Here is a 22,095-nt window from a genome sequence, read left to right on the forward strand (position 1 = left end):
ACGCTGTCTTCAGACCCCACCTCACGATGACGCCCTTGCGCTTCGCTAATCCTTCGCCGCCATCAGGCTGGATAGAGGACTTCCACCTCCAAGCTGTCGTTCATACTCGGCACACAACAAAAAACGCGGCGTCGCCGCCGCGTTTTTCAATTCATTCTGCCGTTCGCGCTTATGCCTGCGGCTGCGGCTCCAGGCCGGGATCCGGATCGGGCCGCGGGCGGGGCTTGCCGGCAGGCGGCACGGCGGAGGCGCGCGGCGTGGTCGGCTCGAGCACGGATTCGCGGTTCGGCTTCTTGCCCTTGAGCAGGTCGATGATCTCATCGCCGGAGAGCGTCTCGAACTCGAGCAGCCCCTTGGCGAGAGCTTCGAGATCGGCGCGCTTCTCGGTGAGAATACGCGTCGCTTCGTTGTAGCCCTCTTCGACGAAACGCCGGATCTCGTTGTCGATCTTCTGAACCGTCGCTTCCGATGCGTTCTGGGTGCGCGACACCGACATGCCCAGGAAAACCTCGTCCTGGTTCTCGCCATAGGACACGGTGCCGAGCGCCTCGGACAGGCCCCAGCGCGTCACCATCATGCGCGCCAGACGCGTCGCCTGCTCGATGTCGGACGACGCACCCGAAGTCACCTTCTCGCGGCCGAAGATCAGCTCTTCGGCGACGCGGCCACCCATCATGATGGCAAGGCGCGAGGTCATCTGCTCCAGCGACATCGACAGCTTGTCGCGCTCGGGCAGCTGCATGACCATGCCCAGCGCACGACCGCGCGGAATGATGGTCGCCTTGTGGATCGGGTCGGTCGCGACGACGTTGAGGCCGACGATGGCGTGGCCGCCTTCGTGATAGGCCGTCAGCAGCTTCTCTTCCTCGGTCATGACGAGCGACTTGCGCTCGGCGCCCATCATCACCTTGTCCTTGGCTTCCTCGAACTCGGACTGCGTCACCATCCGCTTGTTGCGGCGGGCTGCGGTGAGCGCGGCTTCGTTGACGAGGTTCATCAGGTCGGCGCCAGAGAAACCCGGGGTGCCGCGCGCGATGGTCTTGAGGTTGATATCCGGCGCCAGGGGCACCTTGCGGACGTGAACCTTGAGGATCTGCTCGCGGCCGACGACGTCGGGATTGGGCACCACGACCTGACGGTCGAAGCGGCCGGGACGCAGCAGCGCGGGATCGAGCACGTCGGGACGGTTGGTTGCGGCGATCAGGATCACGCCCTCGTTCGCCTCGAAACCGTCCATCTCGACCAGCAATTGGTTCAGCGTCTGCTCGCGCTCGTCATTGCCGCCGCCGAGGCCGGCGCCGCGGTGACGACCGACGGCGTCGATTTCGTCGATGAAGATGATGCACGGCGCGTTCTTCTTCGCCTGCTCGAACATATCGCGGACGCGGCTTGCGCCGACGCCGACGAACATCTCGACGAAGTCAGAACCCGAAATGGTGAAGAACGGCACGTTGGCTTCGCCCGCGACCGCACGTGCGATCAGGGTCTTGCCGGTGCCGGGAGGGCCGACCAGCAGCACGCCGCGCGGAATGCGGCCGCCGAGGCGCTGGAATTTGCCGGGGTCGCGCAGGAATTCGACGATCTCCTGCAGGTCCTGCTTGGCTTCGTCGACGCCGGCGACGTCCTCGAAGGTGACGCGGCCATGCGCTTCAGTCAGCATTTTTGCACGCGACTTGCCGAAGCCCATCGCCTTGCCGGCGCCGCCCTGCATCTGCCGCGACAGGAAGATCCACACGCCGATCAGCGCGATGAAGGGCAACCAGGACACCAGCAACGAGACGAACCACGGCACGTTGTCACCGGGCGGCTTCGCGGTGATCTGCACCTTGCTGTCATAGAGGCGCTTCACCAGCGTCGGATCGCTCGGCGCATAGGTCTGGAAGCTCGAGCCGTTGGTGAAGGTGCCGTGAATGTCCGGCCCCTGGATCACGACGTCGCGCACATTGCCGCGGTCAACCTCGCTCAAGAGCTGGGAGAAGGCGATGTCCTGCGAGGAGGCGCGCTGACCCGGATTTTGGAAGAGCGTGAACAACGCCAACAGCAGCAAGACAATGATGACCCAGAGGGCGAAATTGCGCAGATTGGCGTTCATCGATCTTCCTTCGTGGTCGCGCGGATCGCGGCCTGATCCTTGGGCGGTATCTTGGGGTAGCTATTTGGGCAGTGCGAGGAAATCCCCAAGGAATCCTCTTCGTTTGATGCATACAATTTAGGTGCCGCCCCGGTCGCTGCCAAGGGAACGAGATGGGACTATTTATCCCATCTTAGAGCGATTCCCGCTGAAATAATGGCGGTCGGACAGGGGTTTTTCCCGCCTGGTTAAGGTGACCTGACGCCGCGCGGCCGAAACGCCCGGTGTCATGGGCCGCGGCTTAGCTCCCTTTGCGCCGCCGGGCCGGCGCCGGCGCGATGTGGATACGCCCCCCGGCAAGGCTGATCAAGGCTCCCGCAAGGGTCTGCTTCAGCACCGGCCGGCCATTTGCAGCCGCGCGCCCTGCCGCCATACGCCCTGCAGCCACACCCCCTGCAGCGATGGCCTGATCGAGCGCGGCCATCAGGGTTTCGACCTTGCCGAGTTCCGCCGGCCCTTCATGACCGAAGGCATTGACCGCCCGCAGCAGTAGCCGCAGCCGGACCTCCTCCGGCAGGAGGGCAAAGCGCGATGCTTCGAAGCTTCGACCGACCGCCTGCGGCGCATCGCCGCGCGCCCGGAGTTGAAGGAAGCGCTCGGCACCGTCGACCATCACCTCGACCGCCGCATTGGCCCGCGCCAGCCTGCCTGCAAGCCGAACCAGAGTGCGGGCATCGCCGCCCTCGACGGCAAGCTGCGGCAGCAGCGCGCGCAGCCGCGGCCGGGTGAAGTCGGTGTCGCGGTTGGTGGGATCGTCGGCAAAGCCGATCTTTGCCCGCTTCAAGGTCGCGATCAGCTGCGACTTCGGGACATCGAGCAGCGGGCGCGCAAGGACGACGCCATCGCGTACCGTGAGGCGGGCCATCGCCGACAGCCCCGCAAGTCCGCTGCCGCGGACAAGACGCATCAACAGGGTCTCGGCCTGGTCGTCGCGGGTGTGGGCGGTCAGCACATGGCTCGCACCGACGGCACGCGCGGCCTGCGCAAGCAGGCGGTAGCGGGCTTCGCGCGCAGCGGCCGGCAGTCCCGTTTTCGGCTTTGCGCCGCGCCAGCGCAGGATCCGGTGCGACAAGCCAAGCCCGGCGGCCAGCCGCTTGACCTCACGCGCCTCGCGCGCCGCTTCGGGGCGCAGGCCGTGGTCGATGGTGACGACGGTGAGACGTGGGCCGTGCGCGAGGCTGCGCTGCCAGCGCGCCGCGAGCCACATCAGCGCGACCGAGTCGGGCCCGCCGGAGACCGCGAGCACCAGCGCGGGCGCGCTTTTCAGGTCGGCGAAGAACCGCTTCGCCTCGCGCGCCGAGATCGGAGAATTGTCGTCGTCTGACATGGCGCTGCAACCGTCCGCGGATGGACCGACTGTTTAGCGCAGCACCATCCGTCTTGTCAGGATCGATCGCCGCGCCTCAGCACTTCACCCGCTTCTGCTCGCGGTCCACCGCGGCTTTGACGCCGGCGGAGGCGCGCGGATATTTGCGGCCGATCTCGCCGAAGGCGGCGCAGGCAGCCTCCTTCTCCTTCAGCGCGGCCAGCGACTGGCCGAGCCGCAGCAGCGCATCCGGCGCCTTGGCGGACTTGTCGTATTTGGTGGTGACGGCGAGAAAGGCTTCCGCGGAGTCACGATATTGCTGGCGCTGGAAATAGCTCTCGCCGAGCCAATATTGCGCGTCGCCGAGCAGCGGGTCGCTCGGATATTTCTGCGAGAAGTTCTTCATGGTCTGCTCGGCAAGCGCATAGTCCTTGCGCTGCATGTAGCCGATGCCGAGGTCGAACTCGTCGCGCGGCGTTGCCGAAGGCGGCAGCGTCGTTAGGCCAACGCCGCCTGATGGCGCAGCATTCCCTTGCTGGGCCGGCGGATAGCCGGGCTGCGCCGCCGGGGGCGCGGCCTGCTGCTGATAACGAGGGCCGGTATTGGCAAGATCGAGCGGTTCGCCCGCGCCACGACCGCCGGGTGCGCCACCAGGGGTGCCTGCCGGCATCGGCTGCTGCCCGCCGCCGAGCGCGCGCGGCGCACCCGGCGCATTCGGGCTCTGGTTGGGGTCGAAGGCATCGCCGCGGCGGCGCGTGCCCGGCGCGCCGGGCGCAGGCTGCTCCTGAACGATCGGCGCGGGAGAGGCAATCTGCGGCTGCTCGTAATTCGGCCGGGCCGGCTGCTGTTGCGGCTGCTGCTGGCGATAGGCCGGCGCGGCCTGCGCGGGCGGCATGGCCGCGACATTGGGCTGGACCGGCGCCTGGCCGGGCGCACCTTGCGCGCCGCCCTCGAGCGCCCGCAGCCGGTCCTCGAGCTGGCGGTTGCGATATTGCAGCTCTTCGTTTTGGCCGGTGAGCTGGCGCAGCTGGTTCTCCAGCCGCTCGATCCGCATCTCGGGATCTGCATCGTCCGACTGCGCGAGGGCGGGCGAGCACAAAGAGAGCAGCGCGGCGATCGCCACGGTGCCGGTAAAGACCTTAAATCTGGATGACATCTTGCCCTGACGACGAAAGCGAAATGGCCTGCGACCGAACACTCGACGCGCCACACATTGAAGGGGAGTACGCCAAAACTGTGGCTGGAACAAACGGGTTTCGGTCACAGATCGCTGAAACGAAGCCGGCGCCCGAGAGGGCGCCGGCATAATCGGTTTCTGAAGATGAACGGCGCCTGACTGATAGTCAGGAGCTCGCGTTCAGCACGGTGACGGCGCGGCGGTTCTGCGACCAGCACGAGATGTCGTTACAGACGGCGACCGGCCGCTCCTTGCCGTAGGAGATCGTGCGCATGCGGTTCGGATCGATGCCGCGCGAGGCGAGGAACGAGCGCACCGACTGGGCGCGGCGGGCGCCGAGCGCGATGTTGTATTCGCGGGTGCCGCGTTCGTCGGCATGACCTTCGACGGTGAAGCTGTAGCGCGGATAGCTCTGCAGCCACTGCGCCTGCTTCTCCAGGGTCACGATCGCCTGCGGGGTCAGATCGGTCTGGTCGCTTTCGAAGAACACGCGGTCTCCGACGTTGACGACGAAGTCTTGCTGGCTGCCCGGCGTCGCCGCGTTGGCCATCGCATCCGTTGCAGAGTTCTTGTTGGCGCAGGCGCCCATCGACAACGCGACAGCAAGCACCGCGACCAGCTTCAATCCCTGGAGGATACGCATAGGATGTTTCATTCCGGAGCCTCCACGCTCACGTTTCGTCCACTGCTGTCCGGTCTACAGGGGGTTGGTTAAGCGAACGTTCCGTCAACCTTGATGGAACCTTGCCACAGCCGGTCAAATGCCCCCAACCAGCGAAAAGCAAACGTCATGGTTAATGGGTTGTAAATGTGGCGCGAGGGTGAAGGCAAGCCGTGCCGAGAAGCAAACGGCGGCCTTTTGCCGGAATTTTTGACCTGCCAGGCGGACAAGCGAGGGATCGAGAGGACAAACGACGCTAACGGGGCGTCCCGACCGTCGAGGCCACCGCATCCAGATTCCGCGGAGTGGCCAACAACACCGGCCGCGGGGCAGCCTGGCGCGGGCTGCTGCGTTCGAACAACATGCGCCGCTCAAAAGCGCTGGAGCGCATGATCGGAAAGCGGGTCAGAACCTTGTCGCGTTGGTTCCGGAAGTCGGATGCCATCAACACCGCCTTCTTGGTGGGCCAGCCCGGAAATCCACGCGGTTCCGGTGAAATGGTCTCGTGCAGAAATACGCGGCGATAAAATGCCTGATGGTCAGTCCGGATCATGGCAAGCCCGGTGTCGGCATTGAAATGGTCGCAAGCCAGAAAAGCAAGCCGCACCGTCAGATAGGGCAGCTCCGGAAAACGCTGATGCTTTTCGGGATCAGCAACAAACCGACATGGATCGACAAGGACCTCGCCACGGTCGAGGCGCGGATGCAGGACATCGCCAAACACTTCGGTCGTATAGGACATTCGCCAGTCCGACGTCAGGACGTGAATGCGGACGGAGCTGCACAGATCTCCATCGACATAGATCCCGAAATTCCAGGTGTTGGGCGCATCATCGAAGCGATCGGTCACGCGCATCGACTCTGACGGCACGATCAGTCCGGCTTGCAGATAAGCCCGGTACCGCATCAAGTAGAGGTTATCTCTATCCTCTGGAGTTTCGATGAGGCGGTAATCGATTCGGTCAAACAGCGCGGCTCCGCGCGGAAGGAGCACCGTGTGCGGTTCGGCCCCGGACTTCATCTAGTACCCCTAAACTCCAAGCAACTTCTGCGAGTGGGGCGAGATTAATGGTTCGTTAATGGAATTGCAAAGCCTTAGAATCGTTAGGGTTAACCATTGGGCCCGAAAAAATACGGGCAAAAACCGAGCTTAGCTTGCTGAAAGAGAAGGCGAAGAAGGATCAAGCGATGGATCGCGACGACACCATGACGATCTGATCCTCCGTCCCGCGACGGCCGTGCGAAGCATTGAGCAACTGGCGAATCCGGATTGCCGGAACCGGCCGGCTGAACAGGTAGCCCTGCCCTTCGGTGACGGTGCCGTCGGCGCTGATCAGCTCGAGCTGATCATTGGTCTCGATGCCCTCGACCACGACCGCCATGCCGAGATCGGCGGACAGCCGGGCCACGCCGCGCAGCAGCGTCAGCGGCCGGTCGGTGTCGATGCCTTCGAGGAAGGAGCGATCGATCTTCACCTTCTGCATCGGGAAATTGTGCAGATAGCTGAGGCTCGAATAGCCGGTGCCGAAATCGTCGAGCGAGATGCGCACACCGAGCGCATGCAATTGCGACAGGATGTCGTGCGTGAGCTGGGTATTGCGCAGTAGCGAGGATTCCGTGATCTCGATCTCGAGCCGGTGGGCCGGGAGCCCTGAGACCTCCAGCGCGTAGCGGATTTCGCTCAAGACGTCGCGCTGGTGGAATTGCTGCGGCGAGAAGTTGACGGCGACGCTGACGCCGTCCGGCCACTTCATGCATTCCATGCAGGCGCGGCGCAGGATCCAGCGGCCGAGATCGACGATCAGCCCCATGTCCTCGGCGACCGGGATGATGTCGATCGGCGAGACCGTGCCGCGCACCGGATGATTCCAGCGCAGCAGCGCCTCGCAGGTGCTGATCTTGCCGGACTTCAGATTGACCAGCGGCTGGTAGAACAACTCGAACTCCTCGTTGGCGAGCGCCTTACGCAGATCGAGCTCGAGGATGCGGCGCGCGTCGACGGTCGCCGCCATTTCGTCGCGGAAGAAGCAGAAGGTGCCGCGACCGTCGGCCTTGGCGCGGTACAGCGCCATGTCGGCGTTCTTGAGCAGCGTATCGGCGCTGACACCATCCGGCGAGGTCAGCGCGATGCCGACGCTGGCGCCGATCTCGACCAGATGACTGTCGATGCGGTAACGCTCGCTCAGCCGCTCGACGATGCGGCGCGCAAGCGCAGCGGCGTCCTCGGGCGAAGAGATGTTCTGCTGGAACACGACGAATTCGTCACCGCCGAAGCGGGCGACGAAATCCTCGGGACGCAGCATCTCGCGCATGCGGTTGGCGACCGCGCACAGGAGCTGGTCGCCACAGGGATGGCCGAGCGTGTCGTTGACCTGCTTGAACTGGTCGAGATCGACGAACAGCAGCGCCGAGAGGCGCTCCGCATGATGCGAGGTCGCCAGCAGGTGCTCGATCTCGTCCCGGAAATGTACGCGGTTGGGTAGCGCCGTGAGATCGTCGTAGCGCGCCAGATGCGCGATCTTCGCCTCGGCGCTGCGTCGCTCGGTGATGTCCTCGAGCAGCACCACCGCGCCACCGTCCGCCATCGGCTGGACGGTCCAGGACAGCGAGCGGTTTCGCTGCGCGTCGGGATCGGCGGTAATGATCTCTTTTGCCTGCGAACTTTCGATGTCCGCGACGATCCATTCGCCGCTTGCGGTCGAGATGGATCCGGCGCGGACGCACGCCGCGACAATGTCGCGCGCGGTGGTGCCGCTCTGCGCGATATCCGCAGGCAGGTTCATCATCGCGCCGAAGCGGTGGTTCATGACCGCCAGCTGTCCGTCGACGCGGAACATGCAAAGCCCGTGCGGCATGTTGTTGAGTGCCGTATCGAACTGGCCCGCGAGCGCGGCCTCCCGCTCCCGGGCCACGACCGCCCCCATGAAGATGCGGTGCAGGTTCACCGAGAGTTGCATGATAGCCATCAGGAACGCCCCGCTGACCACCGCCATCGCGATGTAGTAGGGCGTCCCACGCAGCGCCAACGCGAGCACGGCCGGGCCGAAAATCAGCACGGCCTGGAGGTGGAAGATCGCGGGCCGGCCATACGCCCTGCCGGCGCCGCCCGCCGCGATTCCGGTGGTGACCGACAAGGCGATCATGTGAGCCACGGCGTCGTCCGTGGCCAACAGCGCGGTGGCGCACCAGATGCCGATCGCAGCCGCCTGGATCTTTGCTCCGATCTGATAACGCTTCTGCCAGCGTTCGGCCGCCTTGACGGTCATGACCGCCTTACGTGCCTGATAGAGGCGCAGGTCGATCGCCCGCGCGGTGCCGGCCAGGATAAGAAGCGCCACGCACGCCCAGATCAGCGGCTCGCCCGTCCTCAGCGCGGTGAGGGCAGCGCCGATCGACACGAAAATGAGACCGGCCAGCAGCGGACCGGGCGCTTCGAACAGCGAATCGATTTGCGCCGCCGACGTTTTCGGCGGCCGCTGTTCCGACTCTCCGCTCTGGCTTGGGAACTGCATCGGGTTGTACGCGGGTCCTGTTTGACGCGCAGTTTTACCCAACCCAGGTGAAGCCTTTCTGAGCGAACATCCTTAAAGTTGAGTTGTTTTTCGGCAATAGCGAACCTGTTTCCGCTGAAATATCAAGCAACTAGGCAAGCGTTGCCGAGCACAAGGTGAAGGAAACCTTGCCTTCCCCACCGAACACGAAAAAAATCGGCGCATTTTTTCGGAAACATCGCACGCCTCAACACGCGATGTTAGCCGCACGATCTTTAGCCGCCCGATGTCGAGGACAATAGCGGCGACCATGCCGGGTCGGAGGCGAAACCCGGCGTCGGCACCTTCAGCTCGTTGCGGCCCGAGATGTCGACGGAGAACAGCGACGGCCCGCCGCTGCCGCCGGGATCGCGGAAGAACATCAACACGCGGCCGTTCGGCGAGAAGGTCGGGCCTTCGTTGTGATAGCCGGAGGTGAGCAGCCGCTCGCCGGAGCCGTCCGGCTTCATGACGCCGATCGAGAACTGCCCGCCGCCTTGCCTGGTGAAGGCGATGTAGTCGCCGCGCGGCGACCACACCGGCGTCGAATAGGTGGCGTTGGTGTCGTCCTTGGAGAAGGAGATGCGTTGCGCCGCTCCGCCGCCCGCCGCCATGACATAGATCTGCGACCTGCCGCCGCGATCGGACTCGAAGCAGATGCGGGAGCCATCCGGCGAGTAAGAAGGAGACGTGTCGATCGCCGGCGTGTCGGTGAGGCGCGTGGTCGAGCGCGAGCGCAGATCCATCACGAACAGGTTGGAATTGCCGCCCTGCTGCAAGCTCATGATCACGCGCTGGCCGTCCGGCGAGAACCTGGGCGCAAAAGTCATGCCGGGGAAGTTGCCGACGGTCTCGCGCTGGCCGGTCTCGATGTTGAAGAGATAGACCTTCGGGTCGCCCTGCCCGAACTCCATATAGGTGATCTCTTGCGAGTTCGGCGAGAAGCGCGGCGTCAGCACGAGGTCGGAGCCGCGGGTCAGATAGCGCACATTGGCACCGTCCTGGTCCATCATCGCGAGCCGCTTGACGCGGCGCTCCTTCGGCCCGGACTCGTCGACGAACACCACGCGGCTGTCGAAATAGCCCTTCTCGCCGGTCATCCGCTCGTAGATCTGGTCGGAGATGATGTGGGCGATGCGGCGCCAATATTCCGGTGAGGTGAAATATTGCTGGCCCGCGAGCTGCTGGCCGGAGACCACGTCCCAGAGACGGAATTCGGCCTTGAGCCTTCCGTCCGGCTGCCGCGTCATGCGGCCGGTGACCACCGCCTGTGCGTTGATGGTCTTCCAGTTCTGGAATTGCGGCGCGACGTCGATATTGTTGATGCGCTCGATGAAGGCGGCCTGGTCGATCGGGGCGAACAGGCCCGAGCGCTTCAGATTGTTGGTGATGACCTGCGTGACGCCCATGCCGACGTCGGCGTCGGCCGGCGAGCCTGGCAGGAAATTGGTGATCGCGATCGGGACCGGCTGGAATTCGGTCGGGTCGATGCGGATGCGCGGTTGGCCCTGGGCGAAAGCGTGTCCGCCTCCGAGCATCGCCACCGCCGAGCCGGTAACGGTCATGAAGCGGCGGCGGGTGATCGATCGAGCGTCATTCATCGGAAAATTCTTTTGTTCGGATGTCACAACATATCTTTCAGACCGAAAGTCATCGGAATGAGCTTCCAGCTCTCGTACTGCGGCTTCGGCATGAACGAATAGACCTGACACTGCACGATAGCGCGCTTGGCGCTTTCGGCAATTGCCTGAGCAATCGACCGGGACGGTCCCCTCACCCCAACGATGACCGGCTCAGACGCCAGCGATCCATCGATTTTCATGGAGATGTCGATGTCGGCTTCGTACTGGTCGGCGTCCTGCCCGTTATAGGTCGGCGTGAAGCAGCGCTTGACTGCGCCCTGGAACGCACCTCGCCAGGTCGCGACGTTGTTGGCGGCAGTTCCAGTCGTCGAACCCAGCGAGGCCGACGCATTCAGCGCCGCGCCGGCGAGCTCGTGCCGGGTCGCAGCGCGCTTGTCGAGATCGCGCTGGATCTGCGCGGGATCGAAGCTGCGCTCCTTGGGCTTCGGCTGCTGTTGCGGCTGTACCGCCGCGACCTTGGGCTCGGGAGGCTTGGGCGGCGGCTTCTTGGTCTCGAGCTTTTTCTGGAGTTCGGCGATCGGATCTTCCTTGGCCGGATCAGGTTTCTTTTCCTGCGGCTTCGGTTCCTCTTTGGGCTTGGCCTCGGCCACGGGCTTGGGTGGCTCGGGCTTCTTCTCGACCGGCTTCTCAACGGGTTTCGGCGGCGGCTCGGGCGTCGAGTTGGTCTTGATCAGCTCTTTCTTCTCGGTGACCTTGCCGACGGCGTCTTCATCTGGCTTGGCCTCGGCGATCTTCTCGACCTTGGGCTTCGGCTCTTTCTTGTCGCCGGTCTTCTGCCCGTTGGTCATCTGCGCGAGCTGGTCGGTGGAGATGATGTCGATCGGCAGCGACTCTTCCGGCACGACGAAGGCCCTGCTGCTAAAGGTGACCAGCCCCCATCCAAGCACGAGGACATGGAGGGCAATCGACGCAACGAGTGTCTTGTCGACCTTCACCTTCACGGCTTACCCCTGATCCGCTTCCGTGACGAGGGCCAGCTTCTTGAAGCCTGCACCGGACAACAGGCCCATGACCCTGGCCACCGTGCCGTAATCAGCCTTCTTGTCGGCGCGCAGATAGATGCGCTCCTCGAGCCCGCCGCGCGCGTCCGTGATCGCCTTCAGCTTCGGCACCAGTTCGTTGATCGCGATCTCGGCGTCGTTGATGAACACCTTGCCGTTGATGTCGACCGACATCTGGATCGGCTTCTGGTCGCTGGTCTCAAGGCTCTTGGCCTGGGTCTGCGGCAGGTCGAGCGGCACGCCAACGGTCAGCAGCGGCGCCGATACCATGAAGATGATGAGCAGCACCAGCATCACGTCGACCATCGGCGTGACGTTGATCTCGGCCATGACCGGCTTGCGCCGGCTGCGACGGCCGCCGCCTCCGGACGAACTGGCTGCGTTCATGCCCATGATCTGGTGCCCAAATTGCCCTTCACACTATACATGCCGTCCGTCAGCCCCGCTCGTCGATCTGGCGCGACAGGATGGCTGAAAACTCGTCGGCGAAGCCCTCGAGCCGCTGGGCCTGCCGGTTCACCTCGGAAGTGAACTTATTGTAGAAAATAGTGGCAGGAATGGCGGCGATAAGGCCGACGGCGGTCGCAAACAGCGCCTCCGCGATACCGGGAGCCACCACCGCCAGGGAGGTATTTTTCGACGCCGCGATCGACTGGAAGCTCGACATGATGCCCCAGACCGTGCCGAACAGGCCGACGAAGGGGCCGGCCGAGCCGACGGTCGCGAGCACCAGCAACCGGCGCTCCAGCCGCTCGATCTCGCGCGAGATCGAGACGTTCATGACCTTGTCGATGCGCATCTGAAGCCCCGCGACCGAGCGCGCCTGGCTCTCGAACGAACGCTTCCACTCGCGCATCGCCGCGACGAAGCAGGCCGCCATGGAATGGGTCGGCTTGGCCGAGAGCGTGCGATAGAGGTCCTCGATCGACTCGCCGGACCAGAAGGCCTGCTCGAAACGGTCCATCGAGCGGCGCGTGCGGGCAAACAGGAAGATCTTGTCGATGGCGATTGCCCAGACCCAGACCGAGCAGGACAGAAGTCCCAGCATGACCCCTTTCACGATCCAGTGAGCCTGCCAGAACAGCGCGATCAGCGACACGTCCGCGGAAGCGGCAACCGGAAGGGCTGACTGAGCCACGTCGGCCGGATTCATAAGCAGTATCCTCTCAAGGCGATCATTACCTAATGTCCCGGCCAGCAAATGGCCGCCGGTTCCCCAATAGCCGCGCTAGATCGGCGCGGCCGGCAAGCCCGCTCAAAGCCATATCTTTCTGGGGTGCAGGGCTCGTCCAAAGCCGGCCGCCTGCATTCCCTGCCAAGATGTCAAAACTATGGGCCTTGGCCCAAGGTCCTGACCAAGGTCCTGACGCCGGGCCTCGGGCGCGATTGTCCGCAATTACCAGAGCCCGGCGTTGGTTAATGCGAGGTTACCGCAGGCGAATTTGGCTGCGGGAAAGGGAGGTAGCGCAGAAGGTTGGGCGGCGCCGGGAAAGTTCCGTGTCGCTACGCACCGCAACGCCCATACGGCGTCGAGATGCCCGTGAAGAGCGGAGCCTGCTCTGCGTCGGAGGAACCAGCCCTCGCCCGCAAAATTGTCCCGAGCATCACTTCTCGCGAGGTTTTGCCATGAGCATCAACCCAAAGACGACCGCCGCCATCGGCGATCATCCGCTCCACCCTATGATCATCCCGTTCCCCGTCGCCTTCCTGGTCGGCGCGCCTATCGCCGATCTCGCCTTCATCGGAACCGGTGACGGCTTCTGGGCCAGGGCCGCGATCTGGCTACTCGGCGCCGGCATCGTCATGGCGCTCGTTGCCGCCGTGGCGGGCTTTATCGACTTCCTCAGCGAGCCTCGTATCCGCCGCCTCAACGATGCCTGGTATCACATGGTCGGCAATCTCGCGGCGGTCGTGCTGGCCGTGATCAATTTCTGCCTCCGCTACGCGCAAGGCGCGGAGGCCGCGATCAAGCCGTGGGGCGTGGCGCTCTCTCTGATCGTGGTCGGCATCCTCCTGTTCACGGGATGGAAGGGCTGGGAAATGGTCTACCGGCATCATGTCGCGGTGCTGGACGCGCCGGGCCAGACCAGTTCGGAGCCGGTCACCCCGCATCATGGCGGCGAGAGCCACCGCCGTGCGGCCTGAACGACGGGCACGTCGCCTGATGACGTGAGGGCGAGTCAGGCCGCCGACGCTGGCTCGGGACAATTGGTCAACCGCGCGGGATTGCCGATTGCGGTGCAGCCGCCGGGCACGTCCGATGTCACGACCGTGCCGGCACCGATCTTTGCAAAATCGCCGATCCTGACGTCGCCGAGAATTGTCGCGCCGGAGCCGATGAACACGCCGCGACCAATGCGCGGCGAGCGCGTCGGCAGTTCACTGTTGCGGCCGATGCTGACGTTCTGAAGGATGGTGCTCCCGCCGCCGATGACCACATCGGCACCGATCACGATGCCGGTGGCGTGGTCGAGATACACCGACGATCCGACGCTCGCTGTCGGATGAATGCTGACCTGCAGGACGTTCGAGGCCTCGTTCTGAAACAGCAGCGCCGCGTCTCGATGGTCATGATGCCAGAGCCAGTTCGAGACGCGCCAGGCTTGCAGCGCGACGTAGCCCTTGAAATGCAGCAGCGGCGGCAGCAAGCTGGCGATGGCGGGATCGCTGCGCACGATGGCCTGCAAGTCGCGGCCAGCCGCCTCGATCAGATCCGGGTGCCTGCGAAAGGCGTCGCGGGAAAATGTCGCGAAGCGCTCACGTTCGATAGCGCGACCGCCAAGCCGGCGCCCGATCAGGTCGGCCAAGGCGGCGGTAAAATCGTCATGTGCGAGGATGAGGCCGACAAGAGCCCTGCCGAACACGGGTCCGCGGCTGCTGCGCGCTGCGCCTCGCCGCGGATCTCCTGCCAAAGGTTCTCGCTCGTCATGATCGCCGCTTCCGCCATCGTTACCGCCTGCGGTGTTTTGACGCGTCTTGCTTGCTGCCGGATATAGGCCATCCGCAGCCCGCGCACCACGCTCCCCCGTGCGGCTACGAGCTTGCATGCCAGACAACCGCACTCATATAGTCGGTTGAGTTCGCGGCCGAAGTTTTGGCCTCAGGTTGGCCTTGCCGCGTACTGCCGCCTTGGGCAGGGTTGCCCGAGCATCTCGTTCAAGACCCCGCGGTGGTCCGCCATCCCCGGGTTTGTGGTACGCGGCGGCTTTCAGTGCTGCCGAAATCCCGTTATCCAAGGTCACGCTAATACATGTCGCCCAACGCCCCCGCCGACGACCATCACGACGACATCATGTATCCGTCCGCCCTGCCGTTCCTGCTGGTCCATCTCGGCTGCTTTGCGGCCATCTGGTCAGGCGTCACTTGGCAGGCCCTCGCGATCTGCGCGTCACTGTATGTCGTGCGCATGTTTGCCATCGGAGCAGGCTATCACCGCTATTTCTCCCATCGGGCTTTTGCGACCGGCCGGGTGTTTCAGTTCGTCCTGGCCTGGCTCGCCCAAAGCACCGCGCAGAAAAGCGTTTTGTGGTGGGCGGCCAAGCATCGACACCATCATCTCCATTCCGACACCGAAGACGACGTGCATTCGCCGCGTCACCGGGGCTTTCTCTACAGTCATCTCGGCTGGATTTTTTACCGGGAGCACGACGGGACCGACCTCGTGAAGGTCGGCGATTTCGCCGCCTATCCGGAGCTGATGTGGCTGCATCGGCTGGAACTCCTGCCGGCCGTTACGCTGGCGGGGCTCTGCTTCCTGGTTGCCGGATGGTCCGGCCTCGTCGTCGGCTTCCTGTGGAGCACCGTGCTGGTCTATCACGCGACGTTCTGCATCAATTCCCTCGCCCATGTGCATGGACGCAAGCGGTACGTGACCGGCGACGATTCCCGCAACAACTGGCTGCTGGCGCTGTTCACCCTCGGTGAGGGCTGGCACAACAATCACCACGCCTACCAGAGCAGCGTGCGACAAGGTTTTCGCTGGTGGGAAATCGACGTGACCTATTACATCCTGAAGGTGCTGTCCTGGTTCGGCGTCGTCTGGAACATGAAGACGCCGCCCGAACAGGTGCTGCGCAACGAGCAGCCGCTCGGCGCGCGGGTCATCCATCGGGCGGCCCGCGAGCTTGCCGGACGGTTCGATGCGCAGACTCTGGCGCACGCGATCTCGTCGGCGCTACGCCGGCCCGATTTTGCCCAGTTGCAGCTGCCAACGCTGCACGACATCCTGAATCGCGCCCATGAAGGCGTCGATGCGCTGACGCATCTGCATTTGCCGAAGATTCCGACCCGCGACGAGTTTCTCGCCGAGGCGAGGGCGATGTTCGCGCGAACGCGATCACTCAACGAGATCGTGGACTCCGCCTACGAACACTTCCTGGAGTCGCTGCGCGCGCAACTCGCCACGGCGCGCTGAACCCTCCGGACCAAGGCTCTTCAGACCAAGGCTCTTCAGACCAAGGCTCTCCACGTCGCGGCTGCCAGCCGCGCATTCCCAAAAACCAAACCGCCCGCCTGCGGGTTGCGCAAGCGGGCGGCTCGGGGCCATCAGGACTTTGGGGGCTTGCGCCTGAAGGCTTTGAGAGGCGTCAGTCCAAGATCAACCCTGCCCGAGATCAACCTTGCCCGAGATCAGCCTTGCTGCTGGTCGGCCGGCGGCGGGGTCGGGCGCGTCTTGTGCTGGGACATGAACTGGTCGAACTCTTCCTTGTCCTTGGCGTGACGCAGACGGTCGAGGAAGTTCTTGAACTCGACCTGCTCCTCCTCGAGCCGCTGCAGTGTCTCGGTGCGGTACTCGTCGAAGGCGCGGTTGCCGCTCGAGGGCGGGCCGAAGCCGAAGCCGAAACCGCGGCGCTCCATGCGGCCGCGCATGCGGTCCATCTTGTACTGCATCCGCTCCATCTTGTTCTGCCAGCGGTCCTGATTGCTCCAGCACGACATTCTTCTGCTCCCGAGTGTGAAAAAGAGAAGGGCAAGTCCGATCGGCCACCAGATGATGAAGCCGAGGATCGTCACGGCGATCCAGCCGGGATGCCAGGGCGTCTCGAGCATGCGGGGACGCTCGTATTGTTGCTGTTGGTCCGACGGGCCGCGCCATCGATTGACATCAGCTGTGTAGGCCATTTCCATCTCCGTCACGGCATCAGCGCCGTTGTGAATGTAAATAACATTTACATAGCTAAATCATCCCGCGATTTTGTCAAGCCGACCGCCAGACAGGGCGGCCAAATTATTTGCGCAACTTTATTTCGGCTTGCCCCAGGGACCGCCGGGCGGCACTCCGGAACCGGAGGATGCCTCCGGCGGCACCGGCGGCGGCTCGGCGCTTTTCGCCGGAGGACGGCGGTCGGTGGGGAAGCCGAGACCGCGCAGATAGATCAACACCTCGGCTTCGAGCAGCTCATCCGGCGACATCGGCAGTTTGCGCCGCGCAGCGTCGCCGCGGGAGAACAGCGAGGCCACGCCGTGCGCCATCGACCAGATGTGCAGCGCCATCATCATCGCCGGCGGACGGGGCGTGCCAGGCGGTGCGAGTGCGGCAAGCCGCTCGGCCGCGGCACGAATGACGTTGAAAGCGCGCTCGCTGGCGGCCTGCAGCGCCGGATTGGCATCCACCGGCACGCCGGATTCGAACATCGCGTTGTAGAACGCGGGCTCCTCGCGGGCGAAGGCGAGATAGGCCCTGCCGACGCGCTCGAACGCCGTGACCGTATCGGGCCGTCCGTCGTCCCAGGCCGCGGTCAGGCGCGCCTCGAACTGCTCGAAGCCGCGCTGCGCGATCGAGGACAGTAGTTCCTCGCGGTCGCGGAAATGCCGGTAGGGCGCCGCCGCGCTGACGCCGGCCATGCGTGCTGCATCGGCGAAGGTGAAGCCGGCCGCGCCCTTCTCAGCGATCAACCCGAGGGCGGCCTGCAACAGGGCTTCCTTCAGATTGCCGTGGTGATAGCCGCGCTCGGCGCGGCGCGTCTCCTTGCGCCAGCTCATGTGAACGAGCTTTACATGAGCCGGGCGTGAAGGTCACTAGCAGGAAGCCGGTCGTGATTAACCCCGTACTCTCACGGTCGTCCGTGACCTAGCGGCCGGGGATCGGCAGCACCGGCATGACCTCGATGGCCTCGCCCGGGAAGATCGCAAAGTGCGGGTGGTTCTCGAACAGTTTTGCCGCGTCCTCTTGCGAGGCGGCGCGCACCACCGTGAAGCCGGTCAGCGCATTGCTCACCTCGGTGATTCCGTTGGCATTGATCTTCCGGGTCTTACCGAGCGGTCCACCCATCTCGACGATGACGGCCTTGTGCTTCTCGACCCAGCCGTGCCAGGCGGCCATGCCCTCCTGCTCCTTCGCCTTCCGTTCGGCCTCGGGCAGCGCTTGCCAGGCCGTCATTTTTGGGCCGGTCTTGCTGCCGAGATAGACGGCGAGGAATTTGTGTTCGGTGCTCATGGGTATCTCCTCAGGTTGGTGGGTTAGACAGTTCAGTGCATTGCCCGCGGGCGAGGCCCCTATCGCTTCTTCAGATCGCCGAAACCGGCGGCGGCCTCCTGCACGTCGGGCGGAAAGTCGCTCATCTCCTGCACCTGCCGGATTTCGATGATTTCGTTGGCCGAGCCCGGACACTTCTTGGCCCAGGCGATCGCCTCGGCACGCGAGGCGACTTCGATCATCCAGTAGCCGCCCAGAACTTCCTTGGCCTCGGTGAAAGGCCCGTCGGTCACAACAGGCTCACCGGTCGCAAAGGAGACGCGCGCGCCCATCGACGGCGGATGCAGGCCGTCGAGCGTGATCAGTACGCCGGCGTCCTTTAGCGCCTCGTTGTAGCGCATCATCGCGGTAACGCGTTCGGGATCGAGTTGGACATCGGGCGGAGCAGTCTCGTAGCCGAGCGGGATCATCAGCATCATGAATCGCATGGAGGTTCCTTGCTTTGCGCTCACTTCCAAGACGAACGAGCTTTTATCGAACCGACAGGGTGACGAAAATTATTCCGGAGGTAATTGCGCTGGCCGCTCGCGCGGCTGCGGCAGGAAACGACCATCCTGCCGGGCGGCGCCGAAATAGACTTCGATGCGGCGGACCTTGCCACCGGCGAAGGTGAAGAACTCCGTGTTCCGAAAGCTCCTGCCATCTGTCGCCAGGCAGAGATAGGTGACGAAGGCCTCGTCGCCCCGGACGAAAATCCGCTCGATGTCGTGCCGCGCGATCCAGCCGGTGTCCTTCCAGCAGCGCTCGAAATAGGTCGCCTTGTCGAGGTCGTCGTCGAACGGGCTGGTGAAGCGGAACTCGTCGGCTAGCACGGCGCTGACTTGTTGCCGGTCGTTGGCGAGATAGGCGGCGAACAGATTTCGAATCAGGTACTCGTGATGCTCGGGCACGGTCGCTCCTCCTCAAATCATTTGAAGCTCCGATGGAAGACGAACCGCGCGCAGGCCTGCCGACATCGCACGCCGATTCCCTGCGGCAAAATCGCCCTAGTCCGCCGTCCATCGCCGCGTCGCCTCGCTCGCTCCCTCCGGCAGCGCCTCGAAGACCGGCGAGGCCAGCACGGCGTGGACGTGTAGCGCGGTCGTGCCCGAATTACGAAAACCGTGCTTGCGGCCGGCGGGAACCAGCAGCGATTGGCCGGCCGTCACCGTGACGCGCTCGGCCTCGATCCACATATCGGCCTCGCCCGCACGCACGGCCAGCACCTCCTCGACCGGATGACTGTGCGTCGGCGCCCCGGCGCCGGGCGCGACCCATTGCTCGAAGATGCAGAGCGCAGTGGCGCCGTTGCGCGCGGATGTCAGCATCCGAGTCGTCACACCTGGCCGCCATTCCTCGAGCGGGATCGCACTGGGATCGATGGGCATGAACAGAGGCCCTTTCTTGCCGGGACGAAAGCGAAGTAAAAGGAGCGGGCGCTCGCGCGCGACCGAACTTTCGGACACAGGACAGATTAGCAAATGCCGCAAACTCCGCAAAAACTCGCCCTCGTCACCGGAGCCGCGCGCGGCATCGGGCTTGCGACCGCGAAAAAATTCCTGGTTGAGGGCTGGCGCGTGGCGCTGCTAGACATCGAGGGCGAGCTGCTCGGCCGCGCGGTCGCCGAGATCGGCCAGGACGAGGCCACGCTGGCGCTGACCTGCGATGTCTCGGACGCAGTCTCGGTCGCCGCCGCGATGACGACGATCGAACGGCGGTTCGGCCGGCTCGACGCGCTCGTCAACAATGCCGGCATTGCCGTGTTCGCACCGCTGATGGAGACGTCGGAGACCGATTGGCGGCGGGTGCTCGAGGTCAACCTCACCGGTCCGTTTCTCTGCACCAAGGCGGCGGTGCCACTGATGCGCGATGGTAATGGCGGGGCCATCGTCAACATCACCTCGATCTCGGCGGTGCGCGCCTCGACGCTGCGCTCGGCCTACGGCACCAGCAAGGCGGGCCTCGCGCATCTCACCAAGCAGCTCGCGGTCGAACTCGCCTCGCTCGGCATCCGCGTCAACGCGGTCGCGCCGGGGCCGGTCGACACCGCGATGGCGAAGCAGGTGCACACCAGGGAGATCCGCGCCGACTATCACGACGCCATCCCGCTCAACCGCTACGGCCTGGAAGAGGAACTCGCCGAAGCGGTCTACTTTCTGTGCTCGGAACGATCGAGCTACATCACCGGCCAAATTTTGGCCGTCGATGGCGGCTTCGATGCGGCGGGTATCGGCCTGCCGACGCTGCGCGGCGAGCGGAGGAACGGGTAGGCACGGGAAGAGTTCGGAGAGTGCCATGCGACACGTCATCTCCCTCAAGGCCTTGATGCTCGCATCCGCGCTGCTCGCGTCCGCGCCCGCCGTGGCTGAAATCCGCATCATTCAGTCGCCAGGCGGACAGGTCGGGCCGTTCCTCGATTTGTTCGAGAAGGTGCGCGAGAGCGGCGAGCGCGTGGTGATCGACGGTCCCTGCCTGTCTGCATGCACGCTGGTGCTGAGCATCGTTCCGGGCGAGCGCATTTGCGTCACCCGACGCGCCGTGCTCGGCTTCCATGCGGCGCGCTCGGCCGACCGGCGCGGGCGCTTCTATGCCGAGCCGGAAGCATCCGACGTGGTGCTTGCCGCCTATCCCGGCCCGGTGCGCGACTGGATCAGCCGCCGCGGCGGTCTCTCGTCCAGATTGCTTTTGTTGAAGGGCCGCGACCTCGCCGCGATCTATCCGCGCTGCCGGTGAGGATGATGCGGCCGCGAAGGGTGTGACCAGGTTAAATCCGCCGCTGTCCTGCTGATCGCGGGCGTCAGCTTCACGCTCTTCGCCTTGCTCGTGAGCTGGCGGACAACCGCGTCGGCAAAATTCCGCCGGTCAGGCGCTTCGTGAGGTCTAGTAAAACCTCTGGATCATCTGCGTCAGTTCCATGGTCGCGCAGATGAGCATACCCCAGAGTGCAAAGTTGATCTGTAGCGCCGTCGCCATCGGTCGCTCCCCTTCCAAGTCCGCCTGCCCCAATTTGTAGCTTTTTATGAAGCAATAATTAGCGATTCTGTCACGGAGTTACAGCCTAATATTGCGCCAGTTGTTGTGCGATGCAGTCCGCGTCATTTCACGAAGTGGCCTCACTGCCCTCGCAATGTGGTGCGAGAGCAAAAGTCCATATTCGGCCATGCGGGCCACACGTTTCCCTTAGGTTCCATTTTAGCGGCGTGACGCGAGTTTCCGCATGCGGGGCTAGCGTGTCGCGTATGACACCGAGGGTCCGGCATGATGCGACACGGCTTTGTCTTGCTCACTTTTTGCATAACGCTCATGGGATGCGCAGTCGCGCCTGCGCAGGAACGCCGCCCGATCGCATGGGACGGTCTCGGTCAGGATCCGAACCGCCCCTCTGTCACAAGGCGTCGTGTGGCGAACCAAGCTCCCGCACAGAGCGATCCGAATCAGGAGCGGGAAAGAGTGCTCGGTACCTTGCACCCGTACTCCGCGGCGTGGTGGGCCGTCCGTGACGAAATCGAAGCGGAGAATGACAGGCAGCTCGGCACCAAGCTCGTGATCTGCCCTCGCTGCGTTCCGTCGTCCTCACCACCGGGCAACGACGTGACCGGATCGATCCGCTGAGAGGGCACGCGGCCGATCGGCATATGACGTGGCGTCCTTGTGCGTGTCCCCTCTCCCGCATCGGCAGGAAGAGGGGATCGCCGCTTGGCGCATCAGGCTGTCGCGCCTGTCACATTCCATCGGCCGGGCAGTTCACCATCCAGGGAATGCCGAACTTGTCGACGCACATGCCAAAGCCCTTGGCCCAGAACGTCTTGCCATAGGGCATGGTAACGCTGCCGCCATCGGCGAGTGCGTTGAACTTGCGCTCACCCTCCGCAGGGTCCGCGACCGTGAGCGAGATCGAAAAGCCCTGCGGCTTGTGAAATTGCTCGCCCGGTGCATCGGAGGCCATCAACACGCTGCCGTCGGGCAGCGACATCCGCGCATGCATGATCGTCTTCTCCCGGCCGGGCGCGGCGGCCATGTCCGCCGGCGCATCCGATGCACGCACCATGGCGTCGACCTTGCCGCCGAGGACCTTGGCGTAATAGTTGAACGCCGCTTCGCAGGTGTCCTGATAGAACAGATACGCATTGAGCATGTTTCTCTCCTCTTCGTTTGCTTGAGCCGTTGCTTGACCGTTCCTTCGACGAGGACG

At 64.2% G+C, this 22,095-nt stretch carries 22 protein-coding genes and 1 pseudogene; 5 read left to right on the forward strand and 18 right to left on the reverse strand.

The window, feature by feature from the left end; all coding sequences use genetic code 11:
* Positions 1-169: 169 nt before the first annotated feature.
* From ftsH to tolQ, 10 genes are all read right to left on the reverse strand, one after another.
* Positions 170-2,092: an ATP-dependent zinc metalloprotease FtsH gene (gene ftsH / locus ABIB00_RS00005; RefSeq protein ID WP_247343042.1), complete on the reverse strand. Its 1,923-nt coding sequence runs from the start codon at positions 2,090-2,092 to the stop codon at positions 170-172.
* 280 nt (positions 2,093-2,372) lie between these two features.
* Entirely contained in the window at positions 2,373-3,458 is a 1,086-nt protein-coding gene (tilS, locus tag ABIB00_RS00010) for a tRNA lysidine(34) synthetase TilS (protein ID WP_354102951.1), read from the reverse strand.
* Between the two features lie 76 nt (positions 3,459-3,534).
* The gene (gene ybgF / locus ABIB00_RS00015) at positions 3,535-4,593 is read right to left on the reverse strand and encodes a tol-pal system protein YbgF (protein WP_354102952.1); all 1,059 of its coding nucleotides are present in this window, start codon (positions 4,591-4,593) and stop codon (positions 3,535-3,537) included.
* Between the two features lie 187 nt (positions 4,594-4,780).
* Complete coding sequence (gene pal, locus ABIB00_RS00020) at positions 4,781-5,269, reverse strand: peptidoglycan-associated lipoprotein Pal (RefSeq protein WP_247319754.1); 489 nt, start codon at positions 5,267-5,269, stop codon at positions 4,781-4,783.
* A 262-nt stretch (positions 5,270-5,531) separates the two neighbouring features.
* The gene (locus tag ABIB00_RS00025) at positions 5,532-6,296 is read right to left on the reverse strand and encodes an N-acyl amino acid synthase FeeM domain-containing protein (protein ID WP_247343032.1); all 765 of its coding nucleotides are present in this window, start codon (positions 6,294-6,296) and stop codon (positions 5,532-5,534) included.
* A gap of 160 nt (positions 6,297-6,456) precedes the next feature.
* The gene (locus tag ABIB00_RS00030) at positions 6,457-8,787 is read right to left on the reverse strand and encodes a putative bifunctional diguanylate cyclase/phosphodiesterase (RefSeq protein ID WP_247343029.1); all 2,331 of its coding nucleotides are present in this window, start codon (positions 8,785-8,787) and stop codon (positions 6,457-6,459) included.
* Between the two features lie 254 nt (positions 8,788-9,041).
* Positions 9,042-10,406, reverse strand: a complete 1,365-nt coding sequence (gene tolB / locus ABIB00_RS00035) for a Tol-Pal system beta propeller repeat protein TolB (protein WP_354102953.1) — start codon at positions 10,404-10,406, stop codon at positions 9,042-9,044.
* A gap of 23 nt (positions 10,407-10,429) precedes the next feature.
* The gene (gene tolA / locus ABIB00_RS00040) at positions 10,430-11,389 is read right to left on the reverse strand and encodes a cell envelope integrity protein TolA (RefSeq protein WP_247343022.1); all 960 of its coding nucleotides are present in this window, start codon (positions 11,387-11,389) and stop codon (positions 10,430-10,432) included.
* A gap of 3 nt (positions 11,390-11,392) precedes the next feature.
* The gene (gene tolR / locus ABIB00_RS00045) at positions 11,393-11,842 is read right to left on the reverse strand and encodes a protein TolR (protein WP_354044903.1); all 450 of its coding nucleotides are present in this window, start codon (positions 11,840-11,842) and stop codon (positions 11,393-11,395) included.
* A gap of 43 nt (positions 11,843-11,885) precedes the next feature.
* Complete coding sequence (gene tolQ / locus ABIB00_RS00050) at positions 11,886-12,602, reverse strand: protein TolQ (RefSeq protein ID WP_247343015.1); 717 nt, start codon at positions 12,600-12,602, stop codon at positions 11,886-11,888.
* A 473-nt stretch (positions 12,603-13,075) separates the two neighbouring features.
* Here tolQ and ABIB00_RS00055 point away from each other — a divergent pair, with 473 nt between their 5' ends.
* Entirely contained in the window at positions 13,076-13,594 is a 519-nt protein-coding gene (locus ABIB00_RS00055) for a DUF2231 domain-containing protein (RefSeq protein WP_354102954.1), read from the forward strand.
* Positions 13,595-13,629: 35 nt separating this feature from the next.
* On the opposite strand, the pseudogene ABIB00_RS00060 reads toward ABIB00_RS00055, so the two are convergent.
* A pseudogene (locus tag ABIB00_RS00060) lies at positions 13,630-14,396 on the reverse strand (serine acetyltransferase domain-containing protein).
* Positions 14,397-14,699: 303 nt separating this feature from the next.
* On the opposite strand from ABIB00_RS00060, the gene ABIB00_RS00065 reads away from it, so the two are divergent.
* Complete coding sequence (locus tag ABIB00_RS00065) at positions 14,700-15,863, forward strand: acyl-CoA desaturase (RefSeq protein WP_247447484.1); 1,164 nt, start codon at positions 14,700-14,702, stop codon at positions 15,861-15,863.
* Between the two features lie 215 nt (positions 15,864-16,078).
* Here the strand turns inward: ABIB00_RS00065 and ABIB00_RS00070 are convergent, their stop codons facing one another.
* The 6 genes from ABIB00_RS00070 to ABIB00_RS00095 form a co-directional block, all read right to left on the reverse strand.
* Complete coding sequence (locus tag ABIB00_RS00070) at positions 16,079-16,570, reverse strand: DUF2852 domain-containing protein (RefSeq protein WP_354102955.1); 492 nt, start codon at positions 16,568-16,570, stop codon at positions 16,079-16,081.
* 120 nt (positions 16,571-16,690) lie between these two features.
* Positions 16,691-17,431: a TetR/AcrR family transcriptional regulator gene (locus tag ABIB00_RS00075; protein WP_354102956.1), complete on the reverse strand. Its 741-nt coding sequence runs from the start codon at positions 17,429-17,431 to the stop codon at positions 16,691-16,693.
* 88 nt (positions 17,432-17,519) lie between these two features.
* Entirely contained in the window at positions 17,520-17,885 is a 366-nt protein-coding gene (locus ABIB00_RS00080) for a hypothetical protein (RefSeq protein WP_247447482.1), read from the reverse strand.
* Positions 17,886-17,944: 59 nt separating this feature from the next.
* A complete protein-coding gene (locus ABIB00_RS00085; RefSeq protein WP_354102957.1) occupies positions 17,945-18,352 on the reverse strand; it encodes a YciI family protein in 408 nt (135 codons plus the stop codon).
* Positions 18,353-18,421: 69 nt separating this feature from the next.
* Positions 18,422-18,814, reverse strand: a complete 393-nt coding sequence (locus ABIB00_RS00090) for a nuclear transport factor 2 family protein (protein ID WP_354102958.1) — start codon at positions 18,812-18,814, stop codon at positions 18,422-18,424.
* Between the two features lie 96 nt (positions 18,815-18,910).
* A complete protein-coding gene (locus ABIB00_RS00095; RefSeq protein WP_247342989.1) occupies positions 18,911-19,291 on the reverse strand; it encodes a cupin domain-containing protein in 381 nt (126 codons plus the stop codon).
* A gap of 93 nt (positions 19,292-19,384) precedes the next feature.
* Between ABIB00_RS00095 and ABIB00_RS00100 the strand changes: the two genes are divergently transcribed.
* The 3 genes from ABIB00_RS00100 (at position 19,385) to ABIB00_RS00110 (ending at position 21,515) form a co-directional block, all read left to right on the forward strand.
* A complete protein-coding gene (locus tag ABIB00_RS00100) occupies positions 19,385-20,173 on the forward strand; it encodes an SDR family NAD(P)-dependent oxidoreductase (RefSeq protein ID WP_354102959.1) in 789 nt (262 codons plus the stop codon).
* Positions 20,174-20,198: 25 nt separating this feature from the next.
* Positions 20,199-20,636: a hypothetical protein gene (locus tag ABIB00_RS00105; protein ID WP_247342984.1), complete on the forward strand. Its 438-nt coding sequence runs from the start codon at positions 20,199-20,201 to the stop codon at positions 20,634-20,636.
* Between the two features lie 525 nt (positions 20,637-21,161).
* Positions 21,162-21,515 (forward strand): hypothetical protein, encoded by a 354-nt coding sequence (locus tag ABIB00_RS00110; RefSeq protein ID WP_354102960.1) that lies wholly within the window; start codon positions 21,162-21,164, stop codon positions 21,513-21,515.
* A 109-nt stretch (positions 21,516-21,624) separates the two neighbouring features.
* Here ABIB00_RS00110 and ABIB00_RS00115 read toward each other — a convergent pair whose 3' ends face one another.
* Positions 21,625-22,038 carry a VOC family protein gene (locus ABIB00_RS00115; protein WP_354102961.1) on the reverse strand — a complete coding sequence of 138 codons (414 nt, stop codon included), beginning with the start codon at positions 22,036-22,038 and terminating at the stop codon, positions 21,625-21,627.
* Between the last annotated feature and the right edge of the window lie 57 nt (positions 22,039-22,095).

The organism is Bradyrhizobium sp. LB14.3 (assembly GCF_040547985.1).
In the GTDB taxonomy this organism is placed as follows: domain Bacteria; phylum Pseudomonadota; class Alphaproteobacteria; order Rhizobiales; family Xanthobacteraceae; genus Bradyrhizobium.